Here is an 18,052-nt window from a genome sequence, read left to right as displayed (position 1 = left end):
ATCCTCCAGGAAATTGCTTATTTTTTAGTAAACACAAGAAACAGTTACGAGTTACAATCAACCTTTTTTTACAAAAAAGCTAATATAACCTGACTGCTCTTTTTCGCCGAGGTACTCATGTCCAGCACGACTACACCAGCCTGGAAGATCATTTCTGGAACCTGGGTCGGTACCATCTATCTGGAGAACTTCACCGGAGGCGATTTTTCCTATTTCTTTTTTTGTACGAAGAAGAGGCATGGGACAACTCAATCCCTTTGCATCAAGTGTGGCTGCTACTGCAATTCCGTCTGCGGCAACTTTAAGGTCACTCATGGGTTTTCCTCCTGGAAATATTGTTTCGATAGACTGATAAACGTAATTGTTTTCTTAGTCTTAAATAATTTTGCTCAGTGTTATATGGTCAACACTGAATAGATAATAGTCAGACGTATACTTTAGCTATGAGATTATGTCAAGGGCAAAATGAATGACTATTCAAGCCCTCCTTAAGCAGTTAATACATTGTTTTAATGTGATAAATGCATGAGTTCAAAAGGCATTAGGAGACCTTGTTTGTCCATAGATACTTGACAAAAGTGTTGGGCAAGAGTAAGAAAACTCTAATTTAGATAACAAGCTTTTACTAAAACTAAGATTCTATAAGGGGAGGAGCTGTATGAGTGAGGAAAGTGTAATTGGGAGTAAGGTGAAGGATCTTTACAAAACCTGTTGTAAATCAGAATGGAATGCCACCATAGCTGGGGTTATTGTTGCGTTTCTTTCAATTTTGATAATGGCATGGTGGCGCCCATGGGGTGCTGTTGGAGCGATTCGTAACTGGGGAGACTGGATCATTTATGGATTAAATACCATTATAGGTGCTGAAAGTGGACTGCTGGGTTTGTACGATGAGGCACCAGCTGCACTTATGGGGAATACTGGATCCGTCATTGGTATTGGTTTTATTGGAGGGGCTTTTATTTCAGCCTGTCTTGGAAGGGATTTTGCGCTTCGCATTCCACCCTATCGTGAAATGGTAAAGGCGGTTATTGCCGGTATTCTCATGGGTGTAGGTGCAACTCTTGCCGGTGGTTGTAATGTGGGTGGTATGTACAATGCCATTGGAAACCTTGCAGCAAATGGTTTTACCATGTGGATAGGCCTGGTAGCTGGCGTATTATTAGGATTGAAACTTCTCTATATGGAGATGGAGTACATCTCCTGGGGTGACGGTGGATCTGGAACTATTAATGTTCCAAATGCTCTTCAGTCAATACTTGCAATAGGTGCCCTTGCAGCGCTCGTATGGGCAGCGTATGCGTATGCTGGATTTGAGGAAGGGGCTTTTAGTTGGGCAGGTGATAAGAGTGAGGAATATATTGCATCTCTTTCTGGTATAATCCTGATTGCGGCAGGACTTGGGTACACTATGCAGCGTGGACGCTGGTGTATGGTTCAGGGCTTTCGTGAGCCTCATATGACAGGTGATTGTACCCTGGCGAAGTCCGTTGCATTGTCTATTCTACTTCTTGCAATCGGTGGTGCCGTATTAAAGTATGCTGTGCCTGTTGCTCATGGTGGGGAGTCTGTTTTGGCTCCTATAAACTATGTGCGTGGAACTTTTGGTTGGGGATCAATTGTTGGTGGTTTTATTTTTGGTCTTGGCGCCATGCTCGCAGGTGGTTGTGGTTCAGGTACCCTGTGGCGTGTTGGTGAAGGTCAGGTCAAATTGATAATGGTTGTACCATTCTTTGCCGTATCTAATTCACTTATGACTAAATGGTTCCAGAATTTTGGAGCAGACGAAATAAACCTGGAAAAATCAGGTGCTCTTGGATCCTATGTTTACCTTCCGGATGTTATGGGATATGGCGGAACAATTGCCATGATCGCTTTTATAATGATGGTCTGGTATCTGGTTGTGACCTGGAACGAAGACACGAATAAGCTGATTGTGCCTATGTGATACTGGGTCTTGTAGTTATTCGTTTCTCTACACAGTGTGTAGGGGGTGAAAATCGCAGTTTCTCCTCAGTAGAAACTGCGATTTTTTTTTTATGAACATAATTTTTTCCGAATCGACATTATTCTTTTTGTCTTATAGGTTACATCATGGATTTGAAAATTTTACGAAAAGATACTCTATTGCAACGTGATATGCTTTCCCGTGAAGAACAGAGGAGGCGTAGCATGATGATCATAAATAGGATTATTGGTATGCCCTTTTATAAAGGTGCTGCAACTGTCTTTGTTTACGTTGATTTTCGTTCAGAGGTTTCCACTCGTCCTCTTATTACGCACATGTTACAATGTGGAAAAAAAGTCCTTGTTCCTGTGACTCTTGTGAGAGAGAGAGATTTGTTAGCTGTTTCCATAAAGGATCCAGACACTGACCTTGCTCCAGGGTACTGTTCTATTCCAGAGCCGATTGTTACTATTCGAGAAAAACAGATGATTTCTCCCGGCACAATTGATATTATTTTTCTTCCCGGGTCCGTTTTTGATGAAAGAGGTGGGAGAATGGGCTACGGCGGCGGATACTATGATCGATTTGTCTCCCAGAAAGCACCACAGGCATTACGGGTTGGACTTTCTTATGAGTTGCAGATGGTAAAAAAGGCCCCTCTTCAGGACCATGATGAGTTGCTTGATTATATAATAACTGAAAAACGGACAATTAGAGGAAGCCGATAGGACTGTTGGAGAAGGGTATGCGTAAAACAGCAGTATTGAGAGACTCTCTTTTTTTGGATCATGATCCCGGTTTTGACCATCCGGAATCCCCTCAGCGGCTGAAGGTTATCAATGAGGTGCTCGACAAAGAAGAGGTGAAAGATTGTTTTGTTTATCCGGATTTTGAACCCGCATCCCACGATATTATAGGGTTAAATCATGGAAAGGATCTTATTGATAGGGTGGCTGAAACTGCTGGAAAGATTTTTGATGCACTTGACCCTGACACAAAAACTTCACCTGATTCCTATGCAGCGGCAATTCTTGCTGCAGGCGCACTGGTTAAAGGGGTTGACCTCCTTGTAGAGGGCGCTGTTGATAATGGTTTTGCCCTTGTTCGCCCTCCTGGACATCATGCTGAAAGGGATAGATCCATGGGGTTTTGCCTGTTTAACAATGTGGCTGTGGCTGCAAAATATGCAATATCCCATCATAAAATGAAGCGGGTAATGATCGTGGATTGGGATCTTCACCACGGTAACGGTACTCAGAATTCTTTTTATGATTCAGATATGGTGCTCTATGTTTCGACCCATCAGTACCCCTACTATCCGGGTACTGGTGCCGTCACCGAAACAGGAAAAGGAAAAGGGGATGGTTACACGATAAATATTCCTCTTCCCGGGTATCAGGGGGACATTGATTACGCCACTATTTTTGATGATATTATCGTACCGATTGGCAAAGAGTATAATCCGGAACTGATCCTGATATCCTGTGGCTTTGATATATATAAAGGCGACCCTCTAGGTGCCATGGAAGTTACGGCCCCAGGGTTTGCTTATCTTACACGGGCAATGGTACAGTTGGCGGAGACGGTGTGCGAGGGGCGGTTGCTGGTGACCCTGGAAGGTGGTTATGACTTGAACGGGCAGCGTGACGGGGCCATGGCTGTGTTGTCTGAACTTCTGGGTGAGCCACTGGATACCGGTTATCCAACAAATCTCAAGGAACCTGCCAGCAAACTATTAAGTGGAAAAAAATCTGTTCATCCAGCTATTGTTCAGGCAAGGGATGTTGCAAAAAGGTTTTGGAAATTGTAAAATTCTTTTTTCATGTAATTTTGAAACCTGACAGCTGTAACTGAATATTTGTAATATTAGAGTGTTTTCTCAATCTTATTGAGGGTAGGGGAATTGGAAACAGTGCGGACGAAAATTCTGGTTGCCGATGATGACAAGATGGTGCGTACCACTGTGTCGAAAATTCTCGAAATGTTTGGTCACGAGGTTGTTTCTGTAAACGATGGGAAGTATGTTGCTGAAATTGTAGATGATTCATTTGATGTTATTTTGCTCGATATCAATATGCCGGGTATGGATGGTTTTGAAACCATCGAAGCTTTAAATCTTCTGGACTATGATATTCCGGTAATTTTCCTCACCGGGGCTGGCTCCATGGATTATGCAGTCAAGGCGATCAACCTTGGCGCCTATGATTTTCTTACAAAACCCATTGAGGATCTTGATATTTTCAACGTCAAGATTCGTCGGGCCATCGAGAAGCGAATGTTTATTCGCCGCGAGGTTCATTACAAGCAGGAGCTTGAGGATGATGTTCGGGCAAAGGCTATTGAACTGGAGAAAACGAACAAGCTTTTACTGCAATACAGCCATAGTCTTGAAAATGCTACAGTTCAACTGATGTCCAGTCTCCAAAACGCCATGGAGGAGAAGGATTTTTATACAGCAGGACACACCATGCGGGTAACTGAGTATGCAGTTCTCCTGGGTGTTGCGATGAATGTGTCGGAAAATGATCTAGTTATTTTACGTCGTGCAGCACAGTTTCATGATATTGGAAAACTGGTTATTGATCTTTCCTGTATTCAGAAACCCGGAAAACTCAACGACGAAGAATGGGCCCTAATACGTAAACATCCAGTCGTCGGGGCAAATATTATAAAACCTCTGGGATTTATGGACAGAGAACATTTTATAATTCGTCATCACCACGAGCGTATGGATGGCAAGGGATACCCCGATGGGCTTAAAGGTGATGATCTTGATGTGTTAACAAAGATATTGATTGTAGTGGACAGTTACGATGCTATGACCTCCAGAAGGAATTATCGACGCAATATGACTATGATGGAGGCTGTTGAAGAGCTGAATAGCTGTGTTGAATCGCAGTTTGATAAAGAGTGTGTCCTGGCTTTCAGTGAGGCCATTGTTGATTTCACCTCAACTGGTGATGCATTTTCCAGGGAGTATCTGGAGAAATTTAATATTGAGCAGGAAAATTAGTTTTTCCTGTGAAGGCTAACAGTGGTGGTGAAATAGTCGCTAGCCGGCACTCACTTTAAATGACCCTTTTAAAAATATACAGGGTGCTAAGAATTGAAACAGATAAAAAAGATATAACTGAATGAAAATCACACGCGAAGAAGTAGAACATGTTGCGAAATTGGCCAAGTTAAACATGAGTGAAGAAGAACTGGCCAGAATGACCGGACAGCTCGATACAATTCTGTTATATGTTGCCAAGCTTGATGAACTGGATACTGCAGGTGTGCCCCCCACTACTCATGCTTTTTCCATTTCCAATGCCTTTCGGGAGGATGAAGTACAGAAATCCCTCTCAGTGGATGAGGCGCTCTCCAATGGCCCCCATGTAAATGAGGACGCCTTTATTGTACCAAAAATTATCTGACACTGGTGAACAGTAGGAAACCTGTCTTTTTTTTTTGAACCATTTATGGTTCTTTTTTCTTTTGAGGTGTTTGAGTAATGAATCCGTATGAGTTAACCATTGGTCAGGCACGAACGGCGCTTGATGACGGTAAACTGTCATCTAGGGAACTGACTACCAGTTGTCTGGAAAGAATAAAAGATGTTGATGGCAGTATCCATTCTTTTATTCGAGTGACAGAAGAGGAGGCTTTGAAACAGGCTGATGCTGCTGATAAAGAACTGGCCACAGGAAAATCTGCTCCTCTCTGTGGTATTCCTTTTTCTTTGAAGGATCTTCTTTGTACTCAAGGGATGACCACAACCTGTGGCTCAAAAATACTTGAGAACTTTATCCCTCCCTACGATGCCACTGTGGTAGAAAAACTGAAAAATCAGGGCGCTGTTATTGTGGGAAAAGTGGCCATGGATGAGTTTGCCATGGGATCAACTTCTGAGAATTGTGCCTTTACTGTTCCAGAAAACCCCTGGAAAAACGGCTATGTTGCCGGGGGATCCTCTGGGGGGTCAGCCTCTTCTGTTGCTGCCATGGAGTGTCTTGGGTCGCTTGGTTCCGATACAGGTGGTTCCATCAGGCAGCCTGCTTCCCTGTGCGGTGTTGTTGGGATGAAGCCAACCTATGGTCGTGTTTCCCGTTATGGCCTGGTGGCCTTTGCTTCATCCCTTGATCAGATCGGTCCTTTGACCCGTGATGTAAGGGACTCAGCGATGGTAATGAACGCAATCGCGGGCTACGATAGGCGGGATTCAACCTCTGTCAAACAGGATCTTCCGGATTTCACAGCCTCTCTTACCGAGGGGATGAAGGGCGTAAGGGTCGGTATTCCAAGGGAATATTTTGGTGATGGGCTGGATCCTGAGGTTGCAAAGGTGGTTGAAGGTGGTATTCAGGCGCTGAAAAGTTGTGGTGCAGAGATAGTAGATGTTTCACTGCCCCACACCGAATACTGTGTTGCGGTCTATTATCTGATATCCTCTGCCGAGGCCAGTTCCAATCTGGCTCGTTATGACGGTGTGGTTTACGGGTATCGTGATCAGGATGCGGATTCACTCTCTGATATGTACAGGGAAACGCGTTCCAGTGGTTTTGGAGATGAGGTGAAGCGTCGTATTTTGATTGGAACGTATGCACTCTCTTCAGGCTACTATGATGCTTATTACAAAAAAGCATCCCAGGTTCGAACTCTTATCCTCAGTGATTTTCAAAAGGCATACAAATCCTGCGATCTGCTTATTTCCCCGGTAACACCTACTCCAGCATGGAAACGCGGAGCCCATGCCAACGACCCTCTTGCCATGTATCTCTCCGATATCTTAACAATATCTGCAAACCTTGCGGGTATTCCAGGGATATCGGTTCCGGGTGGTTTCAGTAGTGATGGTCTTCCCATTGGTATTCAACTGCAGGGACCTCATTTCCGAGAGGATACTTTGTTTCGAGCAGCATACAATGTGGAACGTGCCACGCATTTGGGCAATAAATGCCCAGAAATAGGTTGATTGGGAGGCTGTTACGGTGAAAGCAAGAGTTCCGGAAAATATCAGATCTATTGTTCCCTATCCCCCAGGTAAGCCTATCGAGGAGTTGGAGCGGGAGTACGGGGTGAAGAATCCCATAAAACTGGCCTCTAATGAAAATGCCTGGGGATCGTCACCGAAGGCTATTGAGGCTATCGGTGAAGCTCTGACAAATCTGCACCGCTATCCCGATGGTTCCAATTATTATTTAGTACAGGCTATAGCCGAGAAGGTTGGGTTTGCGCCAAATGAGGTGGTTGTTGGGAATGGTTCAGACGATATAATAGAATTCCTGGTAAAGGCCTATGTTGAACCCGGAGATGAGGTGATAACCAGCCATCCATCCTTTCTCATGTATCAGAAAGTAGTACAGGTTCGGGGAGGGGTGAATATTGTTTTTCCCTTGAAAGGAATGCACCACGATCTTGACGCAATGCTTGAGGCTGTCACCGATAAAACCCGTCTCATATTTCTCGATAACCCTAACAACCCCACCGCAACAGCAATAAATCCTGGTGCGTTGTACGCCTTTCTCAGTAAAGTACCGGAAACGGTTATCGTGGTTCTTGACGAGGCCTATAGAGATTTTATGGATCCTGAGTTGCAGGTGGATATGTATTCACTTATCCATAACTCAAAAGAACGTTGTGGTGTGGTCGCTCTGCGGACGTTTTCTAAAGCATATGGACTTGCTGGCATTCGTGTGGGCTACGGCCTTATGAGTGCTGAGATTGCGGGATATCTGCACCGGGTACGACAGCCATTTAACGTAAACCAACTCGCTCAGGTGGCAGCCATTGCTGCGTTGAATGATACGGAATTTTATCAGAAAACACTTGATGGAACCAGGGCAGGAATGGAGTGGCTGCAGAAAAAAGTGGAGACACTTGGCTGCACCAGCTATCCTTCCCAGACAAATTTTTTTCTCATCGATGTCAAGGGGGATGCTACAGCTCTCTATGAAGCTATGCTCCGGACGGGTGTAATCATTCGTTCCATGAAGGCCTATGGGTATACCAATGTGATTCGGGTGACCGTGGGTACGACCGAGGAGAATTACCGTTTTTTTCATAGTTTAAAAAATTGCCTCCAAGAGCTTGGTTATGTTTCCTAGTCACAAACAGGAAGTTGTCACCATTGATGGTCCCTCCGGGGTGGGGAAGTCCACCATCAGTCGCAGGATTGCCTCCAGTCTCTCTTTTACCTATCTTGATACTGGCGCCATGTATAGGGCTGTTGGGTTAAAGCTGAAAAACGATAACATCGATCTGGGAGATGAGGGTGCTGTTCGTGAGAGTCTGATGAATGTTTCTTTGCAACTGTTGCCTGCCAATCAGGGGAGTGAAGATGTGGGGGTGTTGCTGGATGGAGATGATGTAAGTCAGGAAATTCGAAGTCCTGAAATGGCCATGGTTGCCTCCGCCGTTTCTGCTATACCAGCTGTTCGTCAAAAACTTACGGTTATGCAGCAGGAAATAGGTAAAAAGGGGAGGATCGTTGCCGAGGGGCGGGACATCGGAACAGTCGTCTTTCCAAATGCTGCCTGGAAGTTTTATCTTGATGCTGCGCCTGAAATACGAATGCAGAGACGGGCAGACCAGCTTCGTCTCCAGGGAAAACAGGTGGATGAGGAAAAACTGCTAGCGATGATTGTGAAACGTGACCACGACGATCAGAACCGAACAATTGCTCCCCTGTGCAAGGCGGAGGACGCGCACACCATTGACACGGGTGTTTTGACTATTGACGGGGTGGTGGAAGCCATGCTTAGGGAGATCTCTCGTCATTCAGTTTAGGGGGGCGCGATACTACAATAAAAAAAAGGGATTGGAAAGTTTATTTTCCAATCCCTTTTTTTTGTTTTCAGTACCGCTGCGTACTTATTCTACAATAAAATCAGCACGTCTGTTTTGAGCCCAGTCCTGTTCGTTTTGGCCTAGGAAAAGCTGACGCTCTTCACCATAGCTTACTGTACGGATACGAGCTGGATTAACACCAAGGTTTACCATATATTCTTTAGCGTTAATGGCGCGGCGCTCAGCAAGTGCCAGGTTGTATTCATTGGTTCCTCGTTCGTCAGAATTTCCTTCAATAACGATAATAATACCGGGGTTGTCCTTCATGTAATTTGCGTTAGCGTTGAGAATGGGGGCCATTTTTGTGTTAATTCCAGCCTGATCAAAATCAAAATAGATAGGGCTGAATACTGTTGAAGAACGACCATAGGTTCTGCGGTATTCTTCTGATTGCTGGTCAGAGCCATCGTTGAAAGATAGTCCTCCGCTTCCTGTTGAGTTTATTGGTTCTTCCCCGGCCAGGCCAGTTTCTGCATATTGGTCAGCAGCAGGATAGTCAATATTGGTTCCGCCGGACATCGCAGTTCCATCAGCCGGCGATCCTTCTGGTGGGATAACGCTTTTTTTACTGCACGAGCTCAGCATCACAATCGAACAGAAAAGGGCGGTGGTGATAAAAGCTGATTTAGCCATTGGATTCATAAAATGCCTCATTTCGAAAAAATAAAGATTTTGGATGGAGAAAATAGTTGTGTCTCTACTGGCTTACATTCTAGTCGTAAAAGAAAAGAGGTCAAGAAATTTCCACCTCTGCCACAACTTACAGATAATTGTCTTGCCACTGGAGAATGATCGTGGTATCGATTTTTATTTCAGTCTAAGTCCGAATTAGGCGGAGGATTTCTGCCACATGTTATTTAATTTTACAGGGAGAAGAAAATGGCAAAAAAAATAATACTGACTCTGGCTTTGTTTTTGTGTGTAGCCAGCACGGCAATGGCACAGAAAACCATTATTTTTGCAGTTGATGCAACCTGGCCTCCGATGGAATTCATGGATAGTGACAAACAGATTGTCGGATACTCTATAGACTATATGACAGCAGCAGCAAAGGCGGCTGGGTTTACTCCAGTATTTAAAAATGTTGCATGGGATGGGATTTTTGCGGGCCTTGCCACTGGAAAGTATGACGCGATCTGTTCTTCTGTTTCCATCACCGAGAAACGTCAAGAGACCATGGATTTTTCCACTCCCTACTTTAAGGTGCGCCAGGCTCTGATTGTTCCAGCAGACTCTAACGCAAAAAGCTTTGAGGATCTCAAAGGACAAAAAGTTGGTGCCCAGATTGGTACCACCGGGTATTTTGCCATTAAGGCAGCCGATGGTGTTGAGGCAAAATCATACGATGAGGTTGGCCTTGCCATGGAAGATCTGAATGTGGGTCGTATATCTGCCGTTGTCTGTGATGATCCTGTTGCTGCAAATTACGCAATGGACAAGTACAAGGGAAGTTTGAAAATTGCTTCTACAATCGAGACCGGAGAGGTTGAGTTTTACGGAATTGCCGTGAAAAAAGGAAATAAAGAGGTTCTTGATCTTGTAAGTAAGGGGATTGAGGATGTTGCTAAAACTCCCTATGTCCAGGAATTACAGCAAAAATGGATAGGTCAATAATTTAGAATTGTTTCAGGTGGCTCTTGTGCTCTCTGAAACCATCTGATTTGTTTTTTTTATCCGAGCTGTTCTTCTTATGAAGAATAGCTCGGATTTTTCATTTTAAGAGTATCCGTTGAATAGAAAGTGCGATGAGAGAAAAAAAAGTAGTTATTGATGTTGGTGATGGAGCTGCTATTCCTGACCCCGAAGACATTGGCCTGTTTACGGCCTGGCGGATATCGTTTTTCGGGACTTTGGCCATTATGGCCTTCCTTGTGATAACCAAACCAGATCCTTATCTTGCTATCCTGAAATACCTGCCGGATGGTATTGTGATAACCTTCAAGGTAACCTGTGCCTCAATCGCACTTGCCCTTGTTCTCGGGCTTATTGCAGGACTTGGCCGCATATCAAAAAACAGGTTTTTTAATCTCGCAGCTTCCACTTATATTGAAGTAGTGCGTGGCATTCCACTCCTTGTTCAGCTCTTCTATATTTACTTTGCCCTTGGTCATCTGGTCCGGGTTCCGGACCTGGTGGCGGCGATTATTGCCATGGGATTTTGTTATGGTGCATACATGGGGGAGGTGTTCAGGGCAGGTATTAATTCTATTGATGATGGACAGACAGAAGCCTCCCTCTCTTTGGGTTTTAACCGCTCACAAACCATGCGCTATGTCATTTTGCCCCAGGCGTGGCGAACAATTCTCCCGCCTGTCGGTAACGAGTTTATCGCCCTTTTAAAGGATACCTCTCTCGTATCCATTCTCGCCGTTTCTGATATCCTGCGCCGTGGCCGTGAGTTCGCCTCCGAGTCCTTTTTATACTTCGAGACCTATACAATGATTGCCCTGGTCTATCTTCTTATTACCCTGGTGCTTTCTAAACTTCTCAGTAATATGGAAAACCGATTGAGCCATTATGAACGCCGCTAATCCCATTATTTCGATCCGGAACGTTAATAAGTTTTTTGGTACATTTCAGGCTCTTGCTGATGTATCCCTTACAGTTGAAACCGGGCAAAAAGTCGTGGTTCTGGGTCCATCCGGTTCCGGCAAATCCACTCTCCTGCGAACCATCAATCAGCTGGAGGAGATTAGTTCTGGTTCCATCGTCGTTGATGGTCGGGATCTTTGTGATCCTCAAAATGATATCAATCGTATTCGGGAAGAGGTTGGTATGGTTTTCCAGAGTTTTAATCTTTTCCGTCATAAAACTGTTCTTGATAATCTGACTCTTGCCCCTATAAAACTCAAAAAGGAACCTAAACCACAGGCGGAAAAAAGGGCAATGGAGCTTCTCGATAAGGTTGGTCTTGTTGATAAAGCTGCCAGTTATCCAGTTCAGCTCTCAGGTGGTCAGCAGCAGCGTGTCGCTATCGCCCGGGCGCTGGCCATGAACCCTAAAATTATGCTCTTTGACGAACCGACATCGGCACTGGACCCTGAAATGATTGGTGAGGTGTTGGAGGTTATGGTAACCCTTGCTCGTGAGGGCATGACCATGGTGGTGGTTACTCATGAAATGGGGTTTGCCCGTGAGGTCGCAGATAAGGTGGTCTTTATGGATGAGGGCAGAATTATTGAAATTGCCGCTCCGGATCACTTTTTTGATGCTCCCGAAAATGATCGGACAAAAAAATTCCTGGAACAGATCCTTTAAGTTCACCTTTCTTTTCTCTTCAAATTTCATCGCGTATCCGCTAAAATGTAGTTTTACTGGAGAAAGGTTCTCGCTTTCTTTCTTGTGTTACGGCGTGACATGGGGTAGACTTTAAGTTTTTCGTTAAATAGATGCGTTCTTTTTGCACCTGAAGAGATTTCAATCCTTCTATAATAAGAGAGTCTTTTTTATGAACAAACCGGGAAGTGCTATCTTGTTGTTTTTATTCCTTGCGGGTCCTGTTATTTCGGTAGCTTCAGGAGATACTCCCGTTGTCCCTGACCTCTGGACTGCCAGAAACAGTGTTGCGTTTTCGCTTGCCAACAGTCCGGACAGCCGTGTCGCACTGGAGCGGATAAATATGGCCAATGCTGTGGTCGATCAGGCAAGGGTTGCCTATTACCCAAGTGCGGATATATCGGGTCAGTACGGGCAGACTAACAACCCCATGTATTCTTTTGGTAATATTCTCAATCAGGGCACATTCAGCCCTTCCATTGACTTCAATGATCCTGGACGTACCGATGATCTGAATCTGAGAGCCGGTCTTGAGTATCGTTTGTATAACGGCGGTCGTGATCAGGCTGGTGTTGAGGTGGCTGAGGCTGGAGTTGCCCAGTCCCGTGCAGAGCTCGAAAAAGTCCATTCCCGCCTTGCCTTTGAAGTGGTCCGGAGTTTCCAATCCATAGCTCAGGCGGAGGAGACGCTTGCGGCAAGGAATGCATCTCTTGCAGCTATCCGTGCCTCTGTGGCCGTTGCCCGGGCACGTTATGCCGCGGGTGACCTTTTAAAGGCTGATTTGCTCAATCTCGAAGTGCAGGAGTCCAGTGCCAGTGAAGATCTTATTCTTGCAAGACATGGTCTGGAGCTTTCTCAGAAGGTATTTCTCAACTTGCTGGGTCTCAAAGATGGTGCCGTGAACATTGATCCAACCCAGGGGGATAATCAATCAATCCCGAAGGAACGCTCCTACAGGCTGCGTCCAGAACTCCGGATTCTTGAGTATGCAGAGGAGGCCGCCATAGCAAGTCTGGAGGCTGCTCGTGGTGGGAATCTTCCCACTGTGGATGGTTTTGCATCCTACCAGTACGATAAGGGGTATGTCATCGATGGAAGTGGCGATTCCTGGATGGCAGGGGTAAAGCTTAACTACCGTCTTTTTGAGGGTAATCGCACCTCTGCAGATGTGGCAAAAGCCATGGCTGCGCTTTCAAGTATTCGCCTGCAACGTACAAAACTTGAACTTAGTATGGATCTTGAAATAAAACAGGCGGATCTCAATTATCGTCAAGCTGTGCAGCGCCTGGAAGTAACGCGAAAAATGGTTGAACAGGCCGAGGAAAGTGCACGTCTCAGTAGAAGTAGATTCAAGGAGGGAGTAATTCTCTCTTCTGATCTTATAGATGTCGAGATGCGACTCACCGATGCACTTGTCAGGCAGAGCATGGCTCGTGGAAACATCAAAGTGGCAAGTGCGGACCTACGAAGGGCAATGGGTTTACCGCAGTTTGAAGAAATGACAATGGAAGGAGAGAGCAGGTGATGAGCTGGAATAATACGGTGTTTGGAGCACTGCTCCTCTGTGGTATTTTCGTTTTTCCCGGGTGTAAGGGGCAGGAAGAACACCCAAAATCAGAGGCTATCCCCCTGGCAACTCTGGCTGTGGAAGTGGATCTGGTTAGGGAGGAGCTTGTTCGATCCCGTATCGAAGTTGTGGGGACTCTGGAGGCTGTTGAGAGAGCCTCAATTTCATCACGAATTTCCGGGCAGATCATTGAACTACCCGTTGTTCTCGGTTCCAGGGTAGAGCAGGGAGATATTCTGGTTAAAATCAGTGCTGGTGAAATTTCAGCCAAGCTCCTGCAGGCGGAGGCACAACTATCTCAGGCCCGTCGTAATCTTGCACGAGAGAAAAATCTCCAGAAACAGGGAGCGTCCACCGAGGAAACGGTGAAGACTCTGACGGATGTTACCCGTATTGCAGAGGCTGCTTATAAAGAGGCTCGGACCATGTTGGATTATACTACAATTACAGCTCCTTTTTCTGGAACCATCACCAACAAGATAGCAAACATCGGAGACCTGGCAGCTCCGGGAAAACTGTTGCTGCAAATAGAAAATGGTGAAGATTTGCAAGTTCTAGCACAGGTTCCTGAGGCGCTTCTGCTTAAGGTTTCCGTGGGGGACAGCCTCTCCGTTGATATTCCGGCCGCCAATCTTATCCTGATTGGTGAGGTGGCTGAAGTTGCCCCAGCTGCCGACCCCATGTCTCGTACAGCTCCGGTGAAAATTAATATACCATCCGGTCCTGATCTTCGGGTGGGGCAGTTTGCCCGCATCGGTCTTGAGGGAAGCGGGGAAACAACTGTAATGATCACTGAATCTGCTGTTTTGCAAAGGGGACAGATGGAAGTTGTTTTTGTGGTTGATAAAAAAGAAAAAATTGCCCGTATGCGATTGGTAAGAACCGGTGCTGTCTATGATGGTGCGGTTGAAATTATATCCGGACTTGAACCAGGTGATCTGGTTGTTGTTGGAAATAACGATAAGTTGCAGGATGGGCAACCTTTGGATATTACGAACAAATGAAAAGCCAGGAATTCGAACATCCGGGTTTTGCCGGAAAAATGGCAGCCGCCTTTGTTGATTCCAAACTGACGGCTGTTGGCATTCTAGCTTCCATGCTGCTTGGACTTATGGCTTTGGTGCTGTTGCCACGTGAAGAGGAACCGCAGATCAAGGTACCCATGATTGATGTCATGGTTTCCATGGAGGGGGCCACCCCCAAGGAAGTGGAACAGCGTGTTTCTATTCCCATGGAAAAGCTTCTCTACGAACTCCCTGGTGTGGAGTACATTTACTCCACCTCTATGGCTGGCCAGAGTCTGTTGGTGGTGCGTTTTTATGTAGGTGAAAATCTGGAGAGCTCCATTGTTCGTCTGAATCAGAAACTGGCTACCAACTTTGATCGCATTCCCCATGGTGTTTCCACGCCGATTGTGAAGCCACATATTATTGATGATGTTCCCATACTGGCGCTCACCTTCCACTCCCAAACCTATGATCATTTTGCCCTGCGTCGTCTTGCTGCGGAAGTGGATGATGCTGTAAAAAGCATCCATAACGTAGCGGAGACAACCTTGATTGGCGGCACTAGAAGAGAGGTTCGTGTTCAGTTTGACCCACTGCTTCTAGCCTCCCGCAATCTCACGGTATCACAACTGATCCCCGCTCTGCAGCAGGCCAATCGTCAGAGTCACAGTGGTAAGGTGGCTGTGATGAATCAGGAGATACTCCTGCAGACAGGGGTGTTTTTAAAGGACAGTCAGGAGATTGGCCGGATTGTTGTTGGAGTATATGGCGGCAGCCCTGTGTATCTTGATGAGGTTGCTACCATCCTTGACGGGCCGGAAGAGCCTGATAATTACGTTCTTTTTGGAACGGCTGATGGTCATACCGAGGAGGCAGCTGTCACCCTCTCCATTGCCAAACGACCCGGGTCGAATGCCGTGAGTGTGGTGGATGAAGTCCTTGAGAAGGTGGATAGCCTTAAGGGCACATTAATTCCAGCTGATATCTCAGTTGCTGTGACCAGGAATTACGGTGAAACGGCTGCTGAAAAATCCAATGAGCTTCTCCTTCATATGGGAATTGCTGTCTTTGGTGTGGCCGTTCTCATCCTCTTTTTTCTTGGCTGGCGAGAGTCCACGGTGGTCATGTTGGCCATCCCTTCAACTCTGGCCCTCACCTTGATGGTGTTCTATCTCTATGGCTATACACTCAATCGCATTACTCTTTTTGCTCTGATTTTCTCCATAGGTATTCTGGTGGATGATGCCATCGTGGTGGTGGAAAATATTGTGCGTCACATACGATTACCTGGCAGTAAGGATAAATCAATGACAACCATTGCCGTGGAAGCGGTGATAGAAGTTGGAAATCCCACCATTCTCGCGACTCTTGCGGTTATTGCAGCAATTCTTCCGATGGCCTTTGTTGGTGGGCTTATGGGGCCTTATATGCGTCCCATTCCAATTGGTGCATCCGCTGCCATGCTTTTCTCGGTAATCATTGCATTCACTGTTACTCCCTGGGCTTCCATACGTATATTGCGGAAAAAATGCAGTTCTCTTGAGTGTGCAACTGAGGAAAATGGTATTGATGAGGATCATGCTCCAGATGACTTCTTCACCAGGTTCTATCACAGAATGATGGATCCACTGCTGGCGAGCGGTTTTTCTCGGTTGGTATTTTTTGTTATCATTACAGCCATGCTCCTTGGCGCCTGTTCTATGGTGTATCTCGGAATGGTGAAGGTGAAGATGCTGCCTTTTGATAACAAAAGTGAATTTCAGGTGATCCTTGATATGCCGGAGGGCTCAACCCTTGAGCAGACAAGCAGGGTTGCACTTGAGATGGCGGAAGTGGTCAAGCACGATCCTGCCGTGGTTAACTATCAGGTGTATGCAGGAGTGGCTTCTCCCTATAATTTTAATGGCCTTGTCAGACATTATTTTATGCGTCAGGGGCCAACGGTTGCTGATATTCAGGTTAATCTTCTGCCTAAAAATGAACGAAACTTGAAGAGCCACGATATAGCGGTACGGGTGCGCCCGGCAATTGCTGAAATTGCAAAGCAGTATGGTGCTGCCGTGGCTGTTGCTGAAGTTCCTCCCGGTCCTCCGGTTCTTCAGACCCTGGTGTCTGAAATCTATGGTCCTACTGAAAGTGACCGGGTAAATCTTGCTGCCGCAGTGAAAGATATTTATGAATCCACGGAAGGAGTGGTTGATGTGGACTGGTATCAGGAGGCTGATCGCAGTCGTCTGGTGCTCACCGTTGACAAGGAAAAGGCAGCCCTAAATCAGATCTCTGCGGGAGAGATCACCCGTGCAGTGCAGATTGGGATGCAGGGGATGTCTATTGATATTTTCCATCAGCCCCGCGACAAGGAGGATATCAGTATTGTGCTTGAACTTCCGCGAGCCATGCGAGTCTCCACCGAGGCCTTGTTGAATATCGGTCTCCGTTCCGCTATGGATCCTTCCGCACCACTTGTTCCTATGCGTGAACTGGTGAGAGTTGATGAAGTGCAGGTGGAACAACCCATTTACCGTAAGAATTTGAAGCCGGTTATTTATGTGACCGGCGATGTTGCTGGAACGGTGGAGAGTCCGGTCTATGCAATCCTTGATATGAACAAACGGCTTGCCGAGCTCAACCCCGCCGACTTTGGTGGCAGTGGTGACAGAGTTGAAGTCTATAACCTGAATCAACCGTTCACAAATGTCGAGCCATCCATGAAGTGGGATGGTGAGTGGCATATCACCCTGGAGGTGTTTCGTGATCTCGGGCTTGCTTTCTGTGTGGTGATGGTTCTTATCTATATGCTTATGGTGGGATGGTTTAAGGATTATTATACGCCCCTTGTTGTTATGGCTGCCATCCCCTTTTCACTTATTGGCGTTCTACCAGCTCACTGGGCCTTTGGGGCGTTCTTTACCGCCACATCGATGATAGGTTTTATGGCTGGTGCCGGAATTGTAGTGCGAAATTCTATTATTCTGGTTGATTTTATTGAGCTTCGTATCAGTCACGGTCTTCCCCTTGCCGAGGCAGTTGTAGAGGCTGGGGCTGTGCGTTTTCGTCCCATGTTACTGACCGCTCTTGCTGTTATGGTTGGTGCCTCGGTTATCCTTGCCGATCCAATTTTTCAGGGTCTGGCCATTTCGCTTATGTTTGGTGAGATAGCATCCTTGCTGGTGAGTCGAATGGCGGTGCCTGTACTCTATTACATGCTGAAAAAGCACTCACATGAAAAGCAGATTGAAGCGGTTTAAAACAGATATTTTCTGATGGCATAATAACTTGATTGCAGTCAGATATCACAGGAACGTGAAGTTGGAGCGCGGCGGCATCGTGATGAAGTCATAAATTATCTTATGATGGATGGATTGTGAAATTTTACTTTATGCCCTGACCGCGTCATATACGAGGTTTGACAGGTCGTATTCC

At 46.0% G+C, this 18,052-nt stretch carries 16 protein-coding genes; 14 read left to right on the top strand and 2 right to left on the bottom strand.

Annotated elements, in window-relative coordinates:
• Window positions 1–57 precede the first annotated feature (57 nt).
• The gene (locus UWK_RS05415) at window positions 58–315 is read right to left on the bottom strand and encodes a sulfurtransferase TusA family protein (RefSeq protein WP_015403351.1); all 258 of its coding nucleotides are present in this window, start codon (window positions 313–315) and stop codon (window positions 58–60) included.
• A gap of 343 nt (window positions 316–658) precedes the next feature.
• On the opposite strand from UWK_RS05415, the gene UWK_RS05410 reads away from it, so the two are divergent.
• The 8 genes from UWK_RS05410 (at window position 659) to cmk (ending at window position 8,719) form a co-directional block, all read left to right on the top strand.
• Complete coding sequence (locus UWK_RS05410) at window positions 659–1,948, top strand: YeeE/YedE thiosulfate transporter family protein (RefSeq protein ID WP_015403350.1); 1,290 nt, start codon at window positions 659–661, stop codon at window positions 1,946–1,948.
• Between the two features lie 146 nt (window positions 1,949–2,094).
• Complete coding sequence (locus tag UWK_RS05405) at window positions 2,095–2,676, top strand: 5-formyltetrahydrofolate cyclo-ligase (protein ID WP_015403349.1); 582 nt, start codon at window positions 2,095–2,097, stop codon at window positions 2,674–2,676.
• A 17-nt stretch (window positions 2,677–2,693) separates the two neighbouring features.
• A complete protein-coding gene (locus tag UWK_RS05400; protein WP_015403348.1) occupies window positions 2,694–3,758 on the top strand; it encodes a histone deacetylase family protein in 1,065 nt (354 codons plus the stop codon).
• A gap of 102 nt (window positions 3,759–3,860) precedes the next feature.
• Complete coding sequence (locus UWK_RS05395) at window positions 3,861–4,961, top strand: HD domain-containing phosphohydrolase (RefSeq protein WP_153304830.1); 1,101 nt, start codon at window positions 3,861–3,863, stop codon at window positions 4,959–4,961.
• 121 nt (window positions 4,962–5,082) lie between these two features.
• Entirely contained in the window at window positions 5,083–5,367 is a 285-nt protein-coding gene (gene gatC, locus UWK_RS05390; RefSeq protein ID WP_015403346.1) for an Asp-tRNA(Asn)/Glu-tRNA(Gln) amidotransferase subunit GatC, read from the top strand.
• A 77-nt stretch (window positions 5,368–5,444) separates the two neighbouring features.
• Window positions 5,445–6,905 (top strand): Asp-tRNA(Asn)/Glu-tRNA(Gln) amidotransferase subunit GatA, encoded by a 1,461-nt coding sequence (gene gatA / locus UWK_RS05385; RefSeq protein ID WP_015403345.1) that lies wholly within the window; start codon window positions 5,445–5,447, stop codon window positions 6,903–6,905.
• A gap of 16 nt (window positions 6,906–6,921) precedes the next feature.
• Entirely contained in the window at window positions 6,922–8,037 is a 1,116-nt protein-coding gene (gene hisC, locus UWK_RS05380) for a histidinol-phosphate transaminase (protein ID WP_015403344.1), read from the top strand.
• On the top strand, window positions 8,027–8,719 hold the full coding sequence (gene cmk / locus UWK_RS05375) for a (d)CMP kinase (protein ID WP_015403343.1): 693 nt from the start codon (window positions 8,027–8,029) through the stop codon (window positions 8,717–8,719). The genes hisC and cmk overlap by 11 nt, the downstream gene beginning before the upstream one ends.
• A gap of 84 nt (window positions 8,720–8,803) precedes the next feature.
• Here the strand turns inward: cmk and UWK_RS18260 are convergent, their stop codons facing one another.
• Window positions 8,804–9,421, bottom strand: coding sequence for an OmpA family protein (locus tag UWK_RS18260; protein ID WP_015403342.1), 618 nt, complete (start codon window positions 9,419–9,421; stop codon window positions 8,804–8,806).
• A 237-nt stretch (window positions 9,422–9,658) separates the two neighbouring features.
• Here UWK_RS18260 and UWK_RS05365 point away from each other — a divergent pair, with 237 nt between their 5' ends.
• The 6 genes from UWK_RS05365 to UWK_RS05340 all read left to right on the top strand — a co-directional run bounded on the left by UWK_RS05365 (window position 9,659) and on the right by UWK_RS05340 (window position 17,877).
• A complete protein-coding gene (locus UWK_RS05365; RefSeq protein WP_015403341.1) occupies window positions 9,659–10,393 on the top strand; it encodes a basic amino acid ABC transporter substrate-binding protein in 735 nt (244 codons plus the stop codon).
• A gap of 131 nt (window positions 10,394–10,524) precedes the next feature.
• Window positions 10,525–11,310: an amino acid ABC transporter permease gene (locus UWK_RS05360; protein WP_015403340.1), complete on the top strand. Its 786-nt coding sequence runs from the start codon at window positions 10,525–10,527 to the stop codon at window positions 11,308–11,310.
• The gene (locus tag UWK_RS05355) at window positions 11,297–12,037 is read left to right on the top strand and encodes an amino acid ABC transporter ATP-binding protein (protein WP_015403339.1); all 741 of its coding nucleotides are present in this window, start codon (window positions 11,297–11,299) and stop codon (window positions 12,035–12,037) included. Before UWK_RS05360 ends, UWK_RS05355 begins: the two co-directional genes overlap by 14 nt.
• 190 nt (window positions 12,038–12,227) lie before the next feature.
• The gene (locus UWK_RS05350; protein ID WP_015403338.1) at window positions 12,228–13,580 is read left to right on the top strand and encodes a TolC family protein; all 1,353 of its coding nucleotides are present in this window, start codon (window positions 12,228–12,230) and stop codon (window positions 13,578–13,580) included.
• Complete coding sequence (locus UWK_RS05345; RefSeq protein WP_015403337.1) at window positions 13,580–14,626, top strand: efflux RND transporter periplasmic adaptor subunit; 1,047 nt, start codon at window positions 13,580–13,582, stop codon at window positions 14,624–14,626. The genes UWK_RS05350 and UWK_RS05345 overlap by 1 nt, the downstream gene beginning before the upstream one ends.
• Window positions 14,623–17,877: an efflux RND transporter permease subunit gene (locus tag UWK_RS05340; RefSeq protein ID WP_015403336.1), complete on the top strand. Its 3,255-nt coding sequence runs from the start codon at window positions 14,623–14,625 to the stop codon at window positions 17,875–17,877. Before UWK_RS05345 ends, UWK_RS05340 begins: the two co-directional genes overlap by 4 nt.
• Window positions 17,878–18,052 lie beyond the last annotated feature (175 nt).

The sequence above is a fragment of the Desulfocapsa sulfexigens DSM 10523 genome (assembly GCF_000341395.1).
Classification (GTDB): domain Bacteria; phylum Desulfobacterota; class Desulfobulbia; order Desulfobulbales; family Desulfocapsaceae; genus Desulfocapsa; species Desulfocapsa sulfexigens.
This window is presented reverse-complemented; position numbering and strand designations above follow the sequence as displayed.

Coding starts and splice junctions, on each gene's coding strand:
- UWK_RS05345 (WP_015403337.1), top strand. CDS start 13,580: ATGAGCTGGAATAATACGGTGTTTGGAGCACTGCTCCTCTGTGGTATT.
- UWK_RS05360 (WP_015403340.1), top strand. CDS start 10,525: ATGAGAGAAAAAAAAGTAGTTATTGATGTTGGTGATGGAGCTGCTATT.
- UWK_RS05355 (WP_015403339.1), top strand. CDS start 11,297: ATGAACGCCGCTAATCCCATTATTTCGATCCGGAACGTTAATAAGTTT.
- UWK_RS05365 (WP_015403341.1), top strand. CDS start 9,659: ATGGCAAAAAAAATAATACTGACTCTGGCTTTGTTTTTGTGTGTAGCC.
- UWK_RS18260 (WP_015403342.1), bottom strand. CDS start 9,421: ATGAATCCAATGGCTAAATCAGCTTTTATCACCACCGCCCTTTTCTGT.
- UWK_RS05400 (WP_015403348.1), top strand. CDS start 2,694: ATGCGTAAAACAGCAGTATTGAGAGACTCTCTTTTTTTGGATCATGAT.
- UWK_RS05415 (WP_015403351.1), bottom strand. CDS start 315: ATGAGTGACCTTAAAGTTGCCGCAGACGGAATTGCAGTAGCAGCCACA.
- UWK_RS05340 (WP_015403336.1), top strand. CDS start 14,623: ATGAAAAGCCAGGAATTCGAACATCCGGGTTTTGCCGGAAAAATGGCA.
- UWK_RS05410 (WP_015403350.1), top strand. CDS start 659: ATGAGTGAGGAAAGTGTAATTGGGAGTAAGGTGAAGGATCTTTACAAA.
- UWK_RS05405 (WP_015403349.1), top strand. CDS start 2,095: ATGGATTTGAAAATTTTACGAAAAGATACTCTATTGCAACGTGATATG.
- cmk (WP_015403343.1), top strand. CDS start 8,027: ATGTTTCCTAGTCACAAACAGGAAGTTGTCACCATTGATGGTCCCTCC.
- gatA (WP_015403345.1), top strand. CDS start 5,445: ATGAATCCGTATGAGTTAACCATTGGTCAGGCACGAACGGCGCTTGAT.
- gatC (WP_015403346.1), top strand. CDS start 5,083: ATGAAAATCACACGCGAAGAAGTAGAACATGTTGCGAAATTGGCCAAG.
- UWK_RS05350 (WP_015403338.1), top strand. CDS start 12,228: ATGAACAAACCGGGAAGTGCTATCTTGTTGTTTTTATTCCTTGCGGGT.